This is a genomic window from Mesorhizobium sp. LNHC229A00, assembly GCF_000502415.1.
Classification (GTDB): domain Bacteria; phylum Pseudomonadota; class Alphaproteobacteria; order Rhizobiales; family Rhizobiaceae; genus Mesorhizobium.
In genome coordinates, this window is sequence record NZ_AYWQ01000018.1 from 38,240 (window position 1) to 54,841 (window position 16,602).

A 16,602-nucleotide genomic window follows, 5' to 3' on the forward strand; every position below is an offset into this window, starting at 1 on the left:
GCGGGCCTGTGCCCGCCGTTCTGCTGTTTGCATTTGCCGCTCACCTGCCCTTTGCTGTTTCATTGGAAAGGCTTATGATTTCCGGCTGAGGATCGGATGGACCAACGGGCAGTCGCGGAGGAGAGCCTGTCCGGCGTCGTCGCCGGAACCCTGTTGCGATCCCCCGAGGCCACGGCAGGTGTCGTGGTGCTGAGCGGATCGAGCGGCCGCGTCGACGTCGGGCGCGCCAGGCTGTTTGCCGATGTGGGCGTCTCTGCCCTTGCCCTCCGGTGGTTTGGCGGCCAAGGCCAGATCCCAGGCATTTGCGAAATCCCCTTGGAGATTTTTTTCGCCGCGACCGACCGTCTTGTCGGTTTGGGATGCCGGCGTATCGTCTATGTCGGCACGTCCAAAGGCGCCGAGGCGGCCTTGCTCGTTGCGGCGCATGACCCGCGCATCGACGCCGTTGTCGCGATCAGCCCGACATCGGTGGTCTGGGGAAATATCGGGCCGGGCGCCGACGGCGTCAGCTGGCCCGAGCGGTCGTCGTGGACGCTCAAGGGACTGCCGTTCCCGTTTGTTCCAACCGACCCAAATTGGAAAGCAAGCTGCGTCGACGGCCTTGTGTCCTACCGCGGGCTTTTAGAACACTGCCTGACCGCTTTCAAGGAGGAGGCCGGCAAGGCCGCCATTCCGGTCGAGGACATTTCGGCGACGGTCATGCTGGTCGCGGGCGGCGACGATGCGCTGTGGCCATCCCTGGGATTTGCCCGCTCGATTGTCCGACGTCGGCAAGATGCCGGAAAGGCCACGCGCCTGGTTTCGGGCCCAGGCGCCGGCCATCGCATTCTCCTGCCTGGCGAAACCACACCGCGCTCAAGCTCGCATGCGCATGGCGGCAATGACCGCGCTGATGCGGATCTGGGGCGGGTCGCCTGGCGATACATCCGGGAGCTGCTGTAGCGCTGCCCGCGGCTGTCTCAAGCGAGCGCAGCCAATTCATCGATCGAAAACGGCGGGTCAAGCCCGCCGTTTTGCTGTTCATGTCTGAAATGCGGCCGATCAATAACCGCTTGGGCAGCGATCGACATAGACCCGACCATGGCGATCGCGGTACCGGCATTGGCCGCTTTCGCTGGCATGGCCGATCAGCGCGCCAGCCACGGCGCCCACCGCACCGCCGACAACAGCGCCCTGCACCGGATCTCCGGCCACGGCCGCGCCAACCGCAGCACCACCTAGGCCGCCCACGGCAGCCCCTTTTTCCGTTTGCGAACATGCACCCAGTGCCGTCGTCAGCACCAGAATGGCCAGGATTTTCTTCATTTGTCGTTCCTCTCACGCGGATCGCCGTCTCGCCGCCAAGTGCTTAACTCTCAGACGGCTAATTTGATCCCGAGGAAAACGAAGATCGCGACGCCGCTCGCTCAGACAAATCGCATCATCGGTGTTGCCACCCGCTGGCGTGAAGATGAAGCGACGTTGTTCTTGGCTATCGGCTGGGATCACCGTGCGCACCCTGGGGTCGCGCAGATAGAGGCCGCCCGACAGGATGATGCCGAGATAGACGCCGAACAGCGTGTGCGAGAACAGCGGATTGCCGATGCGCGCATTGGTGGCGANCCACAGGATGATGCCGAGATAGACGCCGAACAGCGTGTGCGAGAACAGCGGATTGCCGATGCGCGCATTGGTGGCGATGGCGCCGCCCATATAGGCGGTGAGCAGGATGGCGCCGAGCACGGAGGTGCTCGGCAGCGCGTAGAGCGCGGTCGAGACCAGGCCGATGACGCCGAGCATGCGCGCGACATTCGGATCTGCCGGCCAGCCCAGCGGCACCATCGCCTGGGTGACGATATCGAGCGGCGGCAGCTTGATGGCGCCGTCGAACATCATGAACAGGATGATGACGCCGCTCAACACGCGGCCGGTCCACAGGGCGCCGGACGAAACGGGCGAGGTCTCGGAAATGCTCATTGGTGTTCCCTCCGGTTGGTTTGAGCCCTTTGCAGGGGTCAAGCCAAGGACGCGGCATGGGCCGGCAATCCTACACGGGCCGGATTCATTTTGGCGCCGGTGCGCCCCGCGACGCGGGCCCGGCTATCGGCATTCGCCCATGGCGGCTATTGAGGAGCGGGCGATCCGTTGCAACAAGAGAGACGAAGAATGACCGGCGAGACCGACCTGAAGACATTGCTGGCATCGATGACGCCGGACTTGCTCGACGGCATTCATGTCTTCGCCACGCTGGCGCCTGGGGCTCCCCATCCGGAAGGCCTGGAGCCGGTCATGGTGTTTGGCGAGCGCGAGGGCACGACACTGATCGTGACCGAGGCGGCGGCAAGGAAAGCCGGACTCACCGTTTCGTTCCGCTGCCGGATGATCACGCTGGACATCCACTCATCGCTGGAAGCCGTCGGCTTTCTCGCCGCCATCACCGCGCGACTGGCCGCCGCCGGCATGGGCGTCAATCCGGTCTCGGGTTTTTACCACGACCATCTGTTTGTGCCGGCTGGGCGGGCGGAGGAGGCGATGGGGTTGCTGCGCCAGCTGGCTGCGGACAGCGGTGGCTGAAATCAACGCCGGCGGACATACAAAATATCAGGCAGGCCTTCCTCGTTAGCCGTGCCGTCGCCGGATGCTTCCGCACGGAACCCATGGCGCTCGTAAAAACGCCGGGCGCCGGTGTTGGATTGGAAGCAATGGAGGTTCACGACCGGCAGGGCGGCAGTGGCGTCCGTCAGCAGCCGGCTGCCGACGCCTTGTCCTGTCCAGGTCGGATCGAGATAGAGCTGTTCCACCCAATCGCCGTTCACGGCGATGAAGCCGATAATCTCTTCGCCAGCCTCGGCGACTGTCACCTGCTGCCGTGGCAGCATGACGTCGCGGATGAAGAAAAGGTCTTCCTCCGGCGTGTGCAGCACTGGCATCCAGTCGAAAGCGTTGAGCGACGCACGCATCATGGTCGCGATGGCGGCGGCATCCGAATCGATGGCCGGGCGCAGAGTGATTTTGGTGCGATCGCTCATAGGTCGGCGCTGCCCCTCATCCGCCTGCCGGCACCTTCTCCCCGTATAGTGACGGGGAGAAGATAGATGACGGCCGAAGGCCGAGCCCGGCGACCGCGGGCCGCCGGTCGTCCGGCGCCCTCGCGGAGGGCCCGCCGCGGCAGCGGCGATACGGCCCGTGAGCTAAAACAAACCTACGTCAGGCCGCCTTCTTCTTCGGCTGGATAAGGCCGCGCTCGACCAGGAGCTCGGCGATCTGCACGGCGTTCAGCGCCGCGCCCTTGCGCAGATTGTCGGAGACGATCCACATCGACAGGCCGTTGTCGATGGTCGAATCCTCGCGGATACGCGAGATGAAGGTGGCGTCCTCGCCGGCCGATTCCAGCGGCGTGATGTAGCCGCCATCCTCGCGCTTATCCAAGACCTGGCAGCCGGGAGCATCGCGCAGGATGTCGCGCGCCTCATCGGCGGTGATCGGCTTCTCGAACTCGATGTTGACCGCTTCCGAATGGCCGATGAACACCGGCACGCGCACGCAGGTCGCCGTCAGCTTGATCTTGGGATCGAGCATCTTCTTGGTCTCGGCGACCATCTTCCATTCTTCCTTGGTAAAACCGTCATCGAGGAAGACGTCGATATGCGGGATGACGTTGAAGGCGATGCGCTTGGTGAATTTCTTGACGTCGACGCTGTCGGCGACGAACACCGCACGGGTCTGTGTGAACAGCTCGTCCATGCCTTCCTTGCCGGCGCCCGACACCGATTGGTAGGTGGCGACGACGACGCGCTTGATGGTGGCGAAATCATGCAGCGGCTTCAGCGCCACGACGAGCTGCGCCGTCGAGCAATTCGGGTTGGCGATGATGTTCTTGCGTGTGAACAGCGAGATCGCGTCCGGGTTAACCTCGGGCACGATCAGCGGCACGTCCTGGTCGTAGCGGAAGGCCGACGAATTATCGATGACGACGCAGCCCTGTTTGCCGATCTTCGGCGACCATTCCTTGGAGACATTGCCGCCGGCCGACATGATGCAGATGTCCGTGTCGGAAAAATCATACTGATCGAGCGGCCTGACCTTCAGCGTGCGGTCCCCGAACGACACTTCCGTGCCCATGCTGCGCCGCGAGGCGAGCGCCACGACTTCGCTCACTGGAAAGCCGCGCTCTTCCAAAATGTTGAGCATTTCCCGGCCCACATTTCCCGTGGCGCCGACTATCGCAACCTTGAAACTCATCTGAGATCTCCTGTCCCTCTCCGCTTGGTTTTTGGAGAAAACCCGCCGGCCAAGTGCGGGTTCCGTCCCCCAGGCCGGACCCGGGAGAGGGTGGTTAGGCCAAGGGAATCACACCGTTTTGGTGGTGGTTTTGGTGGTTTTCTTGGCCAAGAATGGGGTTTTGCCGGAACGAGACGACGCGGCGACGCGCCCGGCCCAATGGTTCGCATTGAGGCTGGGGGCATCGAATGCAAGAAGAGCCATCAAAAGGCCGCGCATCGAAAAACGATCCCGTTCGAAGCGGGCTTTTACGCGGTTTGCGGCAGGAGTCAATTGGCGACACCACGCATAGCCTTCATGGCACCCTGTACAAGAAGGGCGGCAGGAAGTACGAACGGCCAAGATTGTCTGGCTGGCGCCGCCAGCCCCCCGGCATGTGCTCCATGATGAGCGCAGAACCCCTGAATTCCGAAAGAACGAGATGTCCAACTTCGATGGTATTGTTCCCGCGCTGGCACAAGCGCTGGAAAAACGCGGTTATTCCGACCTGACACCGGTGCAGAAGGCGGTGCTGGAGCTCGGCCAGGCCGATGCGCTGGTGTCTGCGCAGACCGGCTCGGGGAAGACCGTCGCCTTCGGCCTTGCCATGGCGCCGACGCTGCTCGACGGCGCGGAACGTTTCGGCCCGGCAGCGGCGCCGCTGGCATTGGCGGTGGCGCCGACACGCGAACTGGCGCTGCAGGTGACGCGTGAGCTCGAATGGCTGTATGAGCCGACCGGCGCCACGGTGGCGTCCTGCGTCGGCGGCATGGACATGCGCACCGAACGGCGCGCGCTGGAACGCGGCGCCCACATCGTCGTTGGCACGCCCGGCCGGCTGCGCGACCACATCACGCGCCATTCGCTCGACATGTCGACGCTGAAGGCCGTGGTTCTCGACGAGGCCGACGAGATGCTCGATCTCGGCTTTCGCGAGGACCTCGAATTCATCCTCGATGCCGCACCGGCCGAGCGCCGGACGCTGATGTTCTCGGCAACCGTGCCGCGCTCCATCGCCACGCTCGCCCAGGGCTATCAGCGCGATGCCGTACGCATCTCGGCCGCCGGCGAGGAAAAGCAGCATCTCGACATCGAATATCGGGCGCTGAATGTCGCCCACGCCGACCGCGAGAACGCCATCATCAACGTGCTTCGCTTCTATGAGGCCAAGAACGCGCTGGTGTTCTGCAACACGCGCGCCGCCGTCAATCATCTGACGGCACGCTTCAACAACCGCAATTTTTCCGTCGTCGCGCTTTCGGGCGAACTCAGCCAGAACGAACGCAGCCATGCGCTGCAGGCGATGCGCGACGGCCGTGCGAAAGTCTGCATCGCCACCGACGTCGCGGCGCGGGGCATCGACTTGCCCAATCTCGAGCTGGTGATCCACGCCGACCTGCCGACCAATCCCGAAACGCTGCTGCACCGCAGCGGCCGCACGGGACGTGCCGGGCGCAAGGGCGTCAGTGCGCTGATCGTGCCCAACAGCGCCCGCAGGCGTACCGAGCGACTGCTGCAAAGCGCCAAGCTGACGGCGACATGGGCGAGCCCGCCCTCGGCCGACGACGTGATACGGCGCGACGACGAGCGCATTCTTGCCGACCCGGCTTTCGACGAACCGCTGAAGGATGACGAGCGCGAGTTCATCGATGCGCTTCTTAGCCGTCATGGCGCCGAACAGGTGGCGGCCGCTTTCGTGCGCCAGTGCCGCGCCAGCCGCTCGGCGCCCGAGGATCTCATGGACGTCGCGCCTTTCACACCATCGCGTGAAAGAGCGGCGGGCGAAAAATTCGCCCATCGCGACGAGGCGCCCAGCCGCCGCGACGATTTCGGCGCCAGCGTCTGGTTCTCGCTGTCGGTTGGTCGCCGGCAGAACGCCGAGCCGCGCTGGCTGATCCCGATGCTGTGCCGTGCCGGCAGCATCAGCAAGCGCGAGATCGGCGCCATTAAGATGCAGCCGGAAGAGACGTTCGTGCAGATCGCCGCCGACTGGGCGGAGCGCTTTCTCGCCGCGATCGGGCCCGACCGCAAATTGCAGGGCAACATCGTGGTCAAGCGGCTGGACGGCACGCCGGACCTGTCGCGGGCCGGCTATCAGCCGCCGAGCACGGACAAGAAACCGCATCGCGGCAAGGCGCCGTTCGACCCGAACGCGCCGAAGCGCAAATTCGAGAAGCGTGCACCGGCTTCAGCCGACCAGCGTCCGGCCACCACGCATGAGGCAAAGCCGTGGGCGAAGAAGCCGGGCAAGCCGAAATTCGACAACGCCGGTCCGCCAAAGAACAAGAAGACGAAGAAGCGGCCTTCGTAAAATCTAGAGACGGCCGGCCGCGCTCTCCTTCAGGCCGGCCTTGATCGCGGCCCAGCTTACCGATGCCGGCGTCGGGCGATGGTTCTGGGCGATGCGATCCGCCAGCGAGGGTCTCCAGGCGTGGTCTTCCGCCATTTTGCGGATCGCAGCGTACCAGCCGGCCTGGTCATTGGGGTCGATCGCCGGCATCATGCCGCCGCTCCTCGATCAGCGACGGCGCGGTCGAGACGATCACCGGAATGCCGAAATCGAGACATTCCGAGGCGCCGTAGCCCCAGCCCTCAATATGCGAGGGAAAGACGCCGAAAGAGGCGCTTCGATAATACTGGATTAGCTCCTCGTCGCTGACCAGGCCGGTGAACGTGACCGATTCGGATAGCTTCGGATAAGCCTTGAGATAGGCGCGCAGCGGCTCGATCATCCAGCCCCAGCGCCCAGCGCAGACAAGCTTCGACCGCTTGACGCCTTCGTCCAGCGCCTGCCGCCAGTGCGCGCCAAGAGGATGTGGTTCTTTCGTACTTGGATGGTGGAACAATAGATTACAAACGGTTCGCCGGTCTCTATGCGGGAGGTCGCGCCCATGCGCGAAGCGGTCTCGTGGAGGATGGAGGGCATCGGAAACCGGTACACCACAGGCGCGGCGACGCCGGCCTTGCGCATGTGATCGCTCAACGTCGCGCCAACCTCGGCGGAAGCGCAGAACGCCGGCGCGCCGATGCGCACGAAGTGTTCGAGATAAGAGCCGTATCGGGTCTCGCCGATGCCCGCACCGACCAGGTCCGGACGCAGTGTCGGGATGAGATCGTGGCAAAGAAAGGCAAGCTTGCTGGTGGTAGCCGATACCGCGGATCGGTGTTGGTGGGTCAGGATGTGATGGCTGATCAGCACGAGGCCTGGCTCCGCCCCGGTGCTCTGGCCCGGCGCCTCGGGTTTCGCGTCCAACCGGATCCGCCAGAGCCGCGTTCACGAGAAAGCTCCCTACCCGTGGAATGCCAGCCAGGCCCTTGCCGGGCGGCCAGAGCATCAGCCCGGTGGCAGATGGCCAAGGTGACCCGCCCGGGCGGCACCGTCACCTCGCCATCCTCGGTCAACACGCTGGCATTGGAATATTCCACTGTCATGGTCTGCTTTGGCCAAAACGGTTGCACTCGGTGTCTTATGCTTCATTCGCCGCGAAGACGGTAGCTATGGGCGGCTTGCCCATGGGCTTGGGCCTGTGCCACATCTTGGCCGGGAACGGGCTATAAGGGGCGGGCGGATGCGCGGCGAAGTGCTTCACTATGACGAAGACCAGGGCTTCGGCTTCATCACCGGAGCCGACGGCAACAGCTACACTTTCACCCGCGAGAACCTGCGCCGGCAAACCGCCATGCCTAACGGGACGACGGTCGAGTTCCAGCCGGGCGGCGGCCAGGCGCGCGACGTCTTTTCGATCGCTGGCCAACCCAACCCGAGCCCGGCCGTGAACTCGACGGTTGGCGCCGGCATAAGTGCGGCACCGGCCCAAGCCGGCACCGCATCCACGGCGCGCGGGCAGGCGCGGCATTTCGGCCGATCCAGCGAGAGCGCAACCGCCGAACCCAGTGATCTCTGGGGCTATTTCTGGCGTGGACTGACGCAGAACTACTTCAACTTCGCCGGCCGCGCCCGCCGCAAGGAATATTGGGGCTATTGCCTTTTCTGGGTGGTCTGCCTGCTGATCGTCGGCGGCATCGGCATCTTCACCGATATCGAAATGGGCAATTTCGACACAGATGTCTCGGCGGCGGTGACGGTCGGCCTCTGCGGCACTTTCCTCCTGGCGACGCTCCTGCCCAGCCTCGGCATGACCGTGCGCCGGCTGCACGATATCGGCTTGTCGGGCTGGCTCTATCTGGTGATCCTGGTCCCCAGCATAGGCAGCCTGATCATCCTGGTCTTCGCGCTGATCCCGACCCAGGCGCGTGAAAACCAGTGGGGACCGGTGCCGGCGGGAGTCAGAGTTTAGGAGCCAGGTCCCGAGAAAAGTCACTCCAAAAAACGACGGTTCAGCCGATCTTCGTGGCAGATGAAGATTCCGCTTGCAATTTAATCCGCGCGCGGATAATCTATGCGCAGATTAAATCGTTGAATGGAGCAAAACGATGTGGACCAATGAATACACCGCGACTTCCCCCCTTCCTGCGCAAGCCATCTGGAACGCGCTCAAGGCCTTGCATGAAGGCCGCCTGACTTATGAAGGCTCCGATACCTTCGTGCTGCATGGGCCATTCGCCAAGGGCACCCGCGTCTCGGTGACGCCGGTCGGTCAGGACACGTTCGAATCGACCATCGTCGATCTCGTCGAAAACGTGACCTATGCCGATGAAACTTCGTTCGGCGATACCAAGCTGCTGTTCCGGCACACTCTGGTGCCTGTCGAAGGCGGCACGCAGGTGACGCACCGGCTCGATATCTCAGGCCCTTCGGCCGAAGAGGTCGGCCCGGAACTCGGGCCCCAGATCAGTGGCGATTTCGACGTGTCGATGGCCAAGTTGTTCGAGCAGGCGGAGGCGTTGGCGAATCATGGCTGAACCCCACACGCGCTTCAAGGGCGGGGCATCGGAGAGCCCCGGCTTGCTGCTCTGGCGAACCACCATGCGCTGGCAGCGCGTCATGACGGCGGCGCTGGCGCCGCTCGACCTGACGCATGTCCAGTTCGTGCTGCTCGCCTCGGCGATGTGGCTTGGCCGCAATGGCGAACCGCCCAACCAGGTGCAACTCGCCGCCCAGGCCGGCACCGAGGTGAAGATGACCTCCGACGTCGTCGCCCGGCTGGAGGCCAAGGGCTTGATCGTACGCGAAGCGGATCCCCGGGACTCCCGGGCCAAGGTGATCCGCGTCACAGCCGCCGGGGCGGCCGCCGCCCAGCAAGCGATCGTCGCCGTCGAGGCCGCCGACTCAGTGTTTTTCGAGCCGGTGGACGAGACGCAGCTCGTCGGTCTGCTGCAGCAGCTTGCCGGCGAGATCCGCTGATTATCCCAGGAACTTGGCGATGATCGCGTCGCCCATTTCGACCGTACCAACCTCGGTCATGCCGGGGGAGAAAATATCCTTGGTGCGCAGGCCCTGGTCGAGCACGGCGGCGATTGAGGCTTCGAGCTTGTCGGCTTCATCGACCATGCCGAAGGAATAGCGCAGGCACATGGCGAAGGAGGCGGTCATGGCGATCGGGTTGGCGATGCCCTTGCCGGCAATGTCGGGTGCCGAGCCGTGCACCGGCTCGTACAGCGCCTTGCGCTTCTTGGTCTTGGCATCAGGCGCGCCGAGCGAGGCCGACGGCAGCATGCCGATCGAGCCGGTCAGCATGGCGGCGATGTCGGACAGCATGTCGCCGAACAGATTGTCGGTGACGATGACGTCGAATTGTTTTGGCCAGCGCACCAGCTGCATGCCGCCGGCGTCGGCCAGCATATGGTCGAGCTTGACGTCGGAATAGCGTGCCTTGTGGGTCTGGGTGACGACCTCGTTCCACAGCACGCCCGACTTCATGACGTTGCGCTTTTCCATAGACGTCACATGGTTCTTGCGCGTCCGCGCGAGCTCGAAAGCGACACCTGAAATGCGCTCGATCTCGAACGTGTCGTAGACCTGCGTGTCGATGCCGCGCTTCTGGCCGTTGCCGAGATCGATGATCTGCTTGGGCTCGCCGAAATAGACGCCGCCGGTCAGCTCACGCACGATGAGGATGTCGAGGCCTTCGACGACTTCCTGCTTCAGCGAGGACGATGCGGCCAGCGCCGGATAGCAGATGGCGGGCCTGAGATTGGCGAACAGCTCCATGTCCTTGCGCAGGCGCAGCAGGCCGGCCTCGGGGCGCACCTCGTAAGGCACGGCATCCCATTTCGGCCCGCCGACGGCGCCGAACAGCACGGCGTCCGCCGTCATAGCCTTTTCCATGTCCGCATCGGAAATCGCCGCACCGTGCGCATCGTAGGCGCAGCCGCCGACCAGGCCCTCGTCGGTGACGAAGCCACTGCCGAGCTTTGCGTTCATGGCCGCGATCAGCTTCTTGACCTCGGCCATCGCCTCGGGGCCGATGCCGTCGCCGGGGAGCAGGAAAAGATGCTTCGTTGCCATGGTGAGTTGTCCCAGAAAGAATGCGTTCGGTTTGCACAGCGTCCTTTGCGCGCCAAAGAGGCGCGCGGCGCTGTGCGACGCGGCCTTGCTAAACGCCAAGCGGTTGCAGCGCAAGGGGAGGACGAAGAACCTATCGCCGCGATTCCTTCACGCCTCCCTCTGCTCGGCGGGGCAGAGGGGGGGGGCTGTGCCGCCGGCATGTCCAAGTTACCTGGCCCGCGGAAGATGCGCTCACCGGTGCGAGAGAATGTTGACCAGCCGTCCCAGCGGATCGCGCACATAGAAGCGCCGCACGCCCCACGGTTCGTCGGCGGGCCCGTATTCGACGGCGAAGCCGGCGTCCTTCATGGCTTTGAATGCCGCATCGACATCGTCGACCTCGATCGACAGATCCGGCACCGGCGTACCGGATCCGCCCTGCGCCATGAAGCTGACCTGGAGCTGCATCGAGTCCTCGGAACCGTAGGTTACGATCCAGCCCTGATCCATCAGGATGTCGAGGCCAAGCACATCATGGTAGAAACGGCTGGCCGCCGCGGCGTCCGGTGTTTCGATATTGGCCACGATACGCCGGACCTTCATGGCGGAAGTCTCCTCACACCGTACGCCGCAGCGCCGTCACCTCGATCTCGATCTTCATTTCCGGCTTGTTGAGTTGGCAGACGATCATCGTCGCCGCGGGCCTGATGTCGCCGAATGTCTCGCCAAGAATCGGGAAGACGACATCCACGAAGGCCTGGTCGGTGATGTAGTAGTGCGCGCGCACCACGTCGGACATCTCGAAGCCGCCGTCCTGCAACGCCTTGCCGATCGTCGCCAGGCAATTGCGCGTCTGCGCCTCGACACTGTCCGGCATCGTCATGGTGGCGTAATCGTAGCCGGTCGTCCCGGACACGAAGCACCAGTCGCCCTGCACCACGGCACGTGAATAGCCGGCGGTCTTTTCGAACGGCGAGCCGGTTGAGATGAGCTTGCGCATGGGGGAGCCTCGCATTGTCGCAGCTACTTTGCGGGGAAAAACCGATCCTGCCATGGGCCAATACGGATGGATCGGCGGTGCAGAATCCGTGGCCTCGACGGGCCGGCTCTCTTTCACGCGATGCGTCAGCCGGGTTGGCCCGCGGCCGATTCAGCCGTTTCTCCGATGAAGACAACCTTTGTGCCTTTGTGCACCTCAAGGGCGAGGTCTTCGGCATCCCAATTGGTCAGTCTGATGCAACCATGCGAAAAGGTCTTCCCGATCTTGCCTGGTTCGGGCGTGCCGTGAATTCCGTAACTTTCAATGGACAGATCGATCCAGATCGATCCGACAGGATTGTTGGGTCCGGCAGCGATGGTGAAGGGCCGTTTGGTTTTCACCCCCTTGAAGGCGAAGCGGGGATCGTAGTGATAGGTGGGATTGTGGACCACGCGTGTGACTTGTGCCTCGCCGCTCGGCGCCGGCTTCTCTTCGCTTCCAATCGAGGCGGGGTAGACCGAAACCACTTTGCCGGAATCGTCGAGAACGCGAACCTGGCGCGCGGCCTTGTCGACCTCGACGCTGACAGCGGCTGAGGGCGGATCGCCTCGGTCGATAGCCGGCACCAGCACCTTTGCGCCCGCCTTCCTGAAGCTGATGCCCGGATTGAGCCTTCGCAGCAATTGTTCGCTGATGTGGAAGTGCTCCGCGATCCGTTCCAGCGAACCGCGGTAGCCGAGCCTGCGCAGGCGAGCCATTCTTTCCATACTGGCCGGAATGCGCTTGGTAAACGGTCCACGCACGTCCTTGCGCGTCAACTCGTAATTCACAAGAACCGCGTCTGGCGAGGTTGCGACCAGCTTGTCCCAGGTCTCCCGGTTGAGCCTGCCATCGGCGGGCAGAGCGTTGGCCGCCTGGAATGCCCGGACCGCCTTGGTGAAGTTCGCCGCCTGGCGGCCGTCAATCAGGCCAGGCGAGAAGCGCGCCCGATCCAAAAGGACCTGTGCCTTCAACACGGTCGCGTCGACGCCCTTCGTTGCGGCGTCGGTGAATTGGGCGTTGTTGACGGCGGCTGCGTCCAGCTTTGCCGCCTCTGTGGCGCCAGTTGAGAGGGCGAACAGAACAAGCGCCAGAAGAACGAGCCTGACCATCGATGTTACTCCAGGCACTGCCGAGCGAAACTGCTTCTATGACGCCGCGCGGCCCATCTGGTTCCATTGTCCCGGCGAATATCGCCGTTGACGCGGTCCTGCGTGAAAAAGGGGCAGAGCCCTGGAGGCGCCGCCCTTTCGCCGGAAATGCCCTGGCTAGTTCGCCGACCCCAGCGCCTTGTCCAGCGCTTCCTTCACATCGGCCGGCCATGTCGCCAGCGCCGGCCAGGCGTTCGGTTGGCCATTGTCGCCGCGGCGGGCGAAATAGATCTGGTGCTTGGCCGGGTCGACGGCCATGAAGCCGTCATTGCCGCCACAATCGTGCGGCACGCAGCCGCTGGCGAAGAAGGCGCCGGACGCGGTCTTTTCCGTGCCGCCGCCAACCAGCAGGCTGGTCGCCATGTCGGGCATGTCCTTGCCCAGCAGCTTTTCGGCTTCCTTGTAGACAGCCTCATTGTGGAAGGCGTCGATGATGTTCTGGTACTTTTCCGGATCGATGTCTTTCCAGTCGGTGCCGGGTTCCGGCATGTAGGTGAGATTGCCCGAAATCGTCAGCCCATCCGTCGGCGACCACTGCAGGGCCGGCTTCTGGTCCCCCGGCAGGAGATAGGGCACGAAATAGATGGCGCTGTCGGACACTCCCGCGGGCGGCGCTCCGCAATCGTCCTGCTCGACCTTGGTGCTCTGGATGGCGCCGCCTTCCGGCTTCCAGACGATCACCGTCGCCGGGCCGCATTGATTGCCGCCATCGCCAACATCGAACAGGGCCACCTTGACGCCGCCAACTTCCACAATTTTGTCGAAGAAGACATCGTAATTGCTGGCCAGCTGTTTACCGTCATAAGCAAGCACCTTCTCGCCGTCCTGCTCCGGCTGCGTGATGGTGAGGTGGCCGCCTTCGAACGGCACCGGCGCCTGTTTGTCGTCGTCAGCGGCGTCGGCGGCGTCGGTTCCCGCATCCTGATCGGTGGCCGGCTTTTCCACCGCCGGCGGCTGTTGCGCGGCGGGCGTCTGAGTCTGCGCGAGCACGCTCGCGGCGGGCCCCAGCAACAAGGCCAGCCCGCAAACGCCGGCAAGAAGCTGATGTCTCATGACTGTCCCTCCCTCGACCCAGCCCGGAAAGGGGCCGGTCCTGGCGGCCGCTCAGGCCCAGGGGCGCAGTTCGGCGTTCTTCTTCTCGAACGAGGCGATGGCGCCTGCCTTTTCCATGGTCAGGCCGATGTCGTCGAGCCCATTGAGCAGGCAGTGCCGCTTGAAGTCGTCGAGGTCGAAGGTGACCACGCCGCCGTCCGGACCACGGATTTCCTTGGCTTCGAGATCGACCGACAGGGTGGCGTTGGAGCCGCGCGATGCGTCATCCATCAGCTTCTCCAGGTCCTCGGGGCTGACGGTGATCGGCAGCACGCCGTTCTTGAAGCAGTTGTTGTAGAAGATGTCGGCGAACGANAGGTCCTCGGGGCTGACGGTGATCGGCAGCACGCCGTTCTTGAAGCAGTTGTTGTAGAAGATGTCGGCGAACGAAGTCGAGATGACGCAGCGTATGCCGAAATCGAGCAGCGCCCATGGCGCGTGTTCCCTGCTCGAGCCGCAGCCGAAATTGTCGCCGGCGACGAGGATCTGCGCCTTGCGGTAGGCGGGCTTGTTGAGCACGAAATCCGGATTTTCGGAGCCGTCGTCCTTGTAGCGCATCTCGGCGAACAGGCCGGTGCCAAGCCCGGTGCGCTTGATCGTCTTGAGATAATCCTTCGGGATGATCATGTCGGTGTCGACATTGACGATCGGCATGGGAGCGGCGACGCCGGTGAGCTTGGTGAATTTTTCCATGGCTTTGGCCCGTGTTTTCGTTGGGGGGGATTTGCTGGGGCCCGGTTTACACAAAGCCGGGGGCAAATAAAAGGCACTGTTCGTGCGCGCACGCATAAGGGCGCTGCGCAAAACAGCTTCGAATTCACCGCCCGATGGTGCAGTCTGGTCCCATGGCGGAAAACTCCCACGTCCTCTATACGCGTGAACCGGCGCTCGGCATTTCCGAATTCCGCCGCGTGCTGGTGGAGTCCGGTCTCGGCGAAGTCCGGCCTGTCGATGACGAGGCAAGGCTGAAGGCGATGTTGGAGGGCGCCAACCTGATCGTGACCGCCCGTCTCGACATGGCCCGCCTCGACATGGCCCATCTCGACATGGAAGCCACGCCGCTGATTGGCGTTGCCCGCTGCCTGACCGACTTTTCCTGGGTCTGCTACATCAGCGATCTTGCCGTCTCGGCCAAGGCGCAAGGCCTGGGTATCGGCAAGGGGCTGATGGACGAGGTGGCCCGGCAGCTCGGACCGTCGGTCGCCATCAGCCTGGTTTCCATGCCCGACGCTGTCGGATTCTATGAACGCATCGGCATGAAGCGCATACCCGACGCCTTCTGGATCTCCCGCAAGCGCTGACTTTCTTCTGTGATCTATCCATCGTCAATGGTGCGCGATCTTGCCGCTTGACATGCAACTAAATGGTTGCATATTAAGCCATGAGCATGGATGCCGTTTTTCGCGCCCTGGCCGACCCGACACGCCGGCAATTGCTGGACAGCCTCCATGCCAGGAACGGACAGACGCTGAATGCGCTTTGCGCAGAGATGGCCATGACCCGCCAGGCGGTGACCAAGCACCTGGCGATCCTGGAAGAAGCGAACCTCGTTACCACCATCCGCCGGGGCCGAGAGAAGGAGCACTACCTCAACCCGGTTCCAATCAACGAGATCGCCGAGCGCTGGATCGGCAAGTTCGAGCGCCATCGGCTTGATGCGTTGAGTGACCTGAAGAAACGCCTCGAAAGGGAAGACTGATGAGCAACAGCTTCGTTTATGTAACCTACATCCGCACCACGCCGGAGAAACTCTGGGAGGCGTTGACCGACCCGGGGTTCAACCGGCAGTTCTTCCTCTGCTCCTATCAGGAGAGCGAGTGGAAGGTGGGCTCCAGCTGGAAGCTGATCTTCCCGGACGGCCGTGTCGCCGACAGTGGCGAGATTCTCGAGATCGACCCGCCACGCCGCCTGGTCATCAAATGGCGCAATGAATGGATGCCCGAGATCAGGGAGGACGGCTACACGCGCTGCACCTTCACCATCGAGCCCGACGGCGAGCTGATGAAACTTGCCGTGACCCATGAGGCGGACGGCCCGCACAGGCTGATCGACAATGTCGCCAAGGGCTGGCCGCTGGTGCTGGCCAGCCTGAAGAGCCTGCTCGAGACGGGCAAGGGATTCGAGCGTCCGCCGTCGAAAGCTTGAGCTCGTTTCGCTGGCGGAACAAATTCCATGGAGGCATAGATCATGCAAGCTCTCAGGGTGCGGAGCATGACCAATGGCGAGACGATCATGGCATCGGCCGAGATTGGCGCGCCTCCCGAACGCGTCTTCGGGGCGCTGGTCTGCAAGGAAGTCGAGCAATGGTGGGGGTCAGCCGATACCTACAGGATGGTCGGCTGGTGGGCCGACCTTCGCGTCGGCGGCCGCTGGACCGTGGTCGTGCGCTGGCCGGCGGTAGGGACCTGCCGGCCAGCGGCGAATTCCTCGAAATCGAAACACCGCGCCGGATCGTGCAGACGTGGGCATATGGTCGGGACCATCCCACGCTTGGCCGGCGGCAAACCAGGGTCGCATGGCTGCTGGAGCCTATCGCCGACGGCACGCGCGTCACCATCTGCCATGCCGGCTTTGGCGGGCTGCGAGAGGCGGCGGCTGAACATGCCAAGGGCTGGGCACGAGTGCTGGCCTGGCTGCAAGCTCATATCGAGACTGGAAAGCTGGCCGGGGCCTGATCGGCGTGTGGAGCGTCGTCACGCGCCCTCCGCACGCCT

24 protein-coding genes are annotated in these 16,602 nt (G+C 63.6%); 10 read left to right on the forward strand and 14 right to left on the reverse strand.

All coding sequences use genetic code 11. The features are described 5' to 3' along the window. Nucleotides 1–96: 96 nt before the first annotated feature. Nucleotides 97–942, forward strand: coding sequence for an acyl-CoA thioester hydrolase/BAAT C-terminal domain-containing protein (locus tag X742_RS144745; protein ID WP_023774472.1), 846 nt, complete (start codon nt 97–99; stop codon nt 940–942). A 99-nt stretch (nt 943–1,041) separates the two neighbouring features. Here X742_RS144745 and X742_RS144740 read toward each other — a convergent pair whose 3' ends face one another. After that, nucleotides 1,042–1,305 carry a YMGG-like glycine zipper-containing protein gene (locus tag X742_RS144740; protein WP_023774473.1) on the reverse strand — a complete coding sequence of 88 codons (264 nt, stop codon included), beginning with the start codon at nt 1,303–1,305 and terminating at the stop codon, nt 1,042–1,044. Between the two features lie 12 nt (nt 1,306–1,317). Continuing rightward, entirely contained in the window at nt 1,318–1,956 is a 639-nt protein-coding gene (locus X742_RS0138175) for a DoxX family protein (RefSeq protein ID WP_023774474.1), read from the reverse strand. Between the two features lie 189 nt (nt 1,957–2,145). Here X742_RS0138175 and X742_RS144735 point away from each other — a divergent pair, with 189 nt between their 5' ends. Continuing rightward, nucleotides 2,146–2,553: an ACT domain-containing protein gene (locus tag X742_RS144735; RefSeq protein ID WP_023774475.1), complete on the forward strand. Its 408-nt coding sequence runs from the start codon at nt 2,146–2,148 to the stop codon at nt 2,551–2,553. Nucleotides 2,554–2,555: 2 nt separating this feature from the next. Here the strand turns inward: X742_RS144735 and X742_RS144730 are convergent, their stop codons facing one another. The 3 genes from X742_RS144730 to X742_RS1000000174250 form a co-directional block, all read right to left on the reverse strand. Then, nucleotides 2,556–3,008, reverse strand: a complete 453-nt coding sequence (locus X742_RS144730; protein WP_023774476.1) for a GNAT family N-acetyltransferase — start codon at nt 3,006–3,008, stop codon at nt 2,556–2,558. 178 nt (nt 3,009–3,186) lie between these two features. Next, nucleotides 3,187–4,221 carry an aspartate-semialdehyde dehydrogenase gene (locus X742_RS144725; protein ID WP_023774477.1) on the reverse strand — a complete coding sequence of 345 codons (1,035 nt, stop codon included), beginning with the start codon at nt 4,219–4,221 and terminating at the stop codon, nt 3,187–3,189. 108 nt (nt 4,222–4,329) lie between these two features. Then, nucleotides 4,330–4,533 carry a hypothetical protein gene (locus X742_RS1000000174250; RefSeq protein ID WP_031240383.1) on the reverse strand — a complete coding sequence of 68 codons (204 nt, stop codon included), beginning with the start codon at nt 4,531–4,533 and terminating at the stop codon, nt 4,330–4,332. A gap of 148 nt (nt 4,534–4,681) precedes the next feature. On the opposite strand from X742_RS1000000174250, the gene X742_RS144720 reads away from it, so the two are divergent. Beyond that, complete coding sequence (locus tag X742_RS144720) at nt 4,682–6,550, forward strand: DEAD/DEAH box helicase (RefSeq protein ID WP_023774479.1); 1,869 nt, start codon at nt 4,682–4,684, stop codon at nt 6,548–6,550. 3 nt (nt 6,551–6,553) lie between these two features. On the opposite strand, the gene X742_RS1000000175965 is transcribed toward X742_RS144720, so the two are convergent. The 3 genes from X742_RS1000000175965 to X742_RS1000000175975 are packed head-to-tail and all read right to left on the reverse strand — an operon-like array spanning nt 6,554 to nt 7,492. Further along, nucleotides 6,554–6,742, reverse strand: a complete 189-nt coding sequence (locus tag X742_RS1000000175965; protein WP_023782112.1) for a hypothetical protein — start codon at nt 6,740–6,742, stop codon at nt 6,554–6,556. Next, complete coding sequence (locus tag X742_RS1000000175970) at nt 6,717–6,971, reverse strand: glycosyltransferase (protein WP_023774481.1); 255 nt, start codon at nt 6,969–6,971, stop codon at nt 6,717–6,719. The genes X742_RS1000000175965 and X742_RS1000000175970 overlap by 26 nt, the downstream gene beginning before the upstream one ends. Beyond that, on the reverse strand, nt 6,968–7,492 hold the full coding sequence (locus X742_RS1000000175975) for a hypothetical protein (RefSeq protein WP_023774482.1): 525 nt from the start codon (nt 7,490–7,492) through the stop codon (nt 6,968–6,970). Before X742_RS1000000175975 ends, X742_RS1000000175970 begins: the two co-directional genes overlap by 4 nt. A gap of 316 nt (nt 7,493–7,808) precedes the next feature. On the opposite strand from X742_RS1000000175975, the gene X742_RS144715 reads away from it, so the two are divergent. The 3 genes from X742_RS144715 to X742_RS144705 all read left to right on the forward strand — a co-directional run bounded on the left by X742_RS144715 (nt 7,809) and on the right by X742_RS144705 (nt 9,544). Then, nucleotides 7,809–8,537: a DUF805 domain-containing protein gene (locus tag X742_RS144715; protein ID WP_023774483.1), complete on the forward strand. Its 729-nt coding sequence runs from the start codon at nt 7,809–7,811 to the stop codon at nt 8,535–8,537. Nucleotides 8,538–8,673: 136 nt separating this feature from the next. Continuing rightward, nucleotides 8,674–9,102 (forward strand): polyketide cyclase, encoded by a 429-nt coding sequence (locus tag X742_RS144710; RefSeq protein WP_023774484.1) that lies wholly within the window; start codon nt 8,674–8,676, stop codon nt 9,100–9,102. Beyond that, nucleotides 9,095–9,544, forward strand: coding sequence for a MarR family winged helix-turn-helix transcriptional regulator (locus X742_RS144705; protein ID WP_023774485.1), 450 nt, complete (start codon nt 9,095–9,097; stop codon nt 9,542–9,544). The genes X742_RS144710 and X742_RS144705 overlap by 8 nt, the downstream gene beginning before the upstream one ends. On the opposite strand, the gene leuB is transcribed toward X742_RS144705, so the two are convergent. From leuB to leuD, 6 genes are all read right to left on the reverse strand, one after another. Then, the gene (leuB, locus tag X742_RS144700; protein ID WP_031248382.1) at nt 9,545–10,648 is read right to left on the reverse strand and encodes a 3-isopropylmalate dehydrogenase; all 1,104 of its coding nucleotides are present in this window, start codon (nt 10,646–10,648) and stop codon (nt 9,545–9,547) included. Nucleotides 10,649–10,879: 231 nt separating this feature from the next. Then, nucleotides 10,880–11,230, reverse strand: coding sequence for a VOC family protein (locus tag X742_RS144695; protein ID WP_023774487.1), 351 nt, complete (start codon nt 11,228–11,230; stop codon nt 10,880–10,882). 13 nt (nt 11,231–11,243) lie between these two features. Beyond that, nucleotides 11,244–11,627 (reverse strand): RidA family protein, encoded by a 384-nt coding sequence (locus X742_RS144690; RefSeq protein WP_023774488.1) that lies wholly within the window; start codon nt 11,625–11,627, stop codon nt 11,244–11,246. Between the two features lie 125 nt (nt 11,628–11,752). Next, on the reverse strand, nt 11,753–12,757 hold the full coding sequence (locus X742_RS144685) for a L,D-transpeptidase (protein WP_023774489.1): 1,005 nt from the start codon (nt 12,755–12,757) through the stop codon (nt 11,753–11,755). 156 nt (nt 12,758–12,913) lie between these two features. Further along, a complete protein-coding gene (locus X742_RS144680) occupies nt 12,914–13,849 on the reverse strand; it encodes a hypothetical protein (protein ID WP_023774490.1) in 936 nt (311 codons plus the stop codon). A gap of 51 nt (nt 13,850–13,900) precedes the next feature. Next, on the reverse strand, nt 13,901–14,581 hold the full coding sequence (leuD, locus tag X742_RS144675; RefSeq protein ID WP_023774491.1) for a 3-isopropylmalate dehydratase small subunit: 681 nt from the start codon (nt 14,579–14,581) through the stop codon (nt 13,901–13,903). Nucleotides 14,582–14,733: 152 nt separating this feature from the next. Here leuD and X742_RS144670 point away from each other — a divergent pair, with 152 nt between their 5' ends. The 4 genes from X742_RS144670 (at nt 14,734) to X742_RS01000000170600 (ending at nt 16,563) form a co-directional block, all read left to right on the forward strand. Continuing rightward, the gene (locus X742_RS144670; RefSeq protein WP_023774492.1) at nt 14,734–15,189 is read left to right on the forward strand and encodes a GNAT family N-acetyltransferase; all 456 of its coding nucleotides are present in this window, start codon (nt 14,734–14,736) and stop codon (nt 15,187–15,189) included. A gap of 80 nt (nt 15,190–15,269) precedes the next feature. After that, the gene (locus X742_RS144665; RefSeq protein ID WP_015314978.1) at nt 15,270–15,587 is read left to right on the forward strand and encodes a metalloregulator ArsR/SmtB family transcription factor; all 318 of its coding nucleotides are present in this window, start codon (nt 15,270–15,272) and stop codon (nt 15,585–15,587) included. Beyond that, nucleotides 15,587–16,033, forward strand: coding sequence for an SRPBCC family protein (locus tag X742_RS144660; RefSeq protein ID WP_023774493.1), 447 nt, complete (start codon nt 15,587–15,589; stop codon nt 16,031–16,033). The genes X742_RS144665 and X742_RS144660 overlap by 1 nt, the downstream gene beginning before the upstream one ends. Nucleotides 16,034–16,230: 197 nt before the next feature. Then, the gene (locus X742_RS01000000170600) at nt 16,231–16,563 is read left to right on the forward strand and encodes an SRPBCC domain-containing protein (protein WP_023774494.1); all 333 of its coding nucleotides are present in this window, start codon (nt 16,231–16,233) and stop codon (nt 16,561–16,563) included. Nucleotides 16,564–16,602 lie beyond the last annotated feature (39 nt).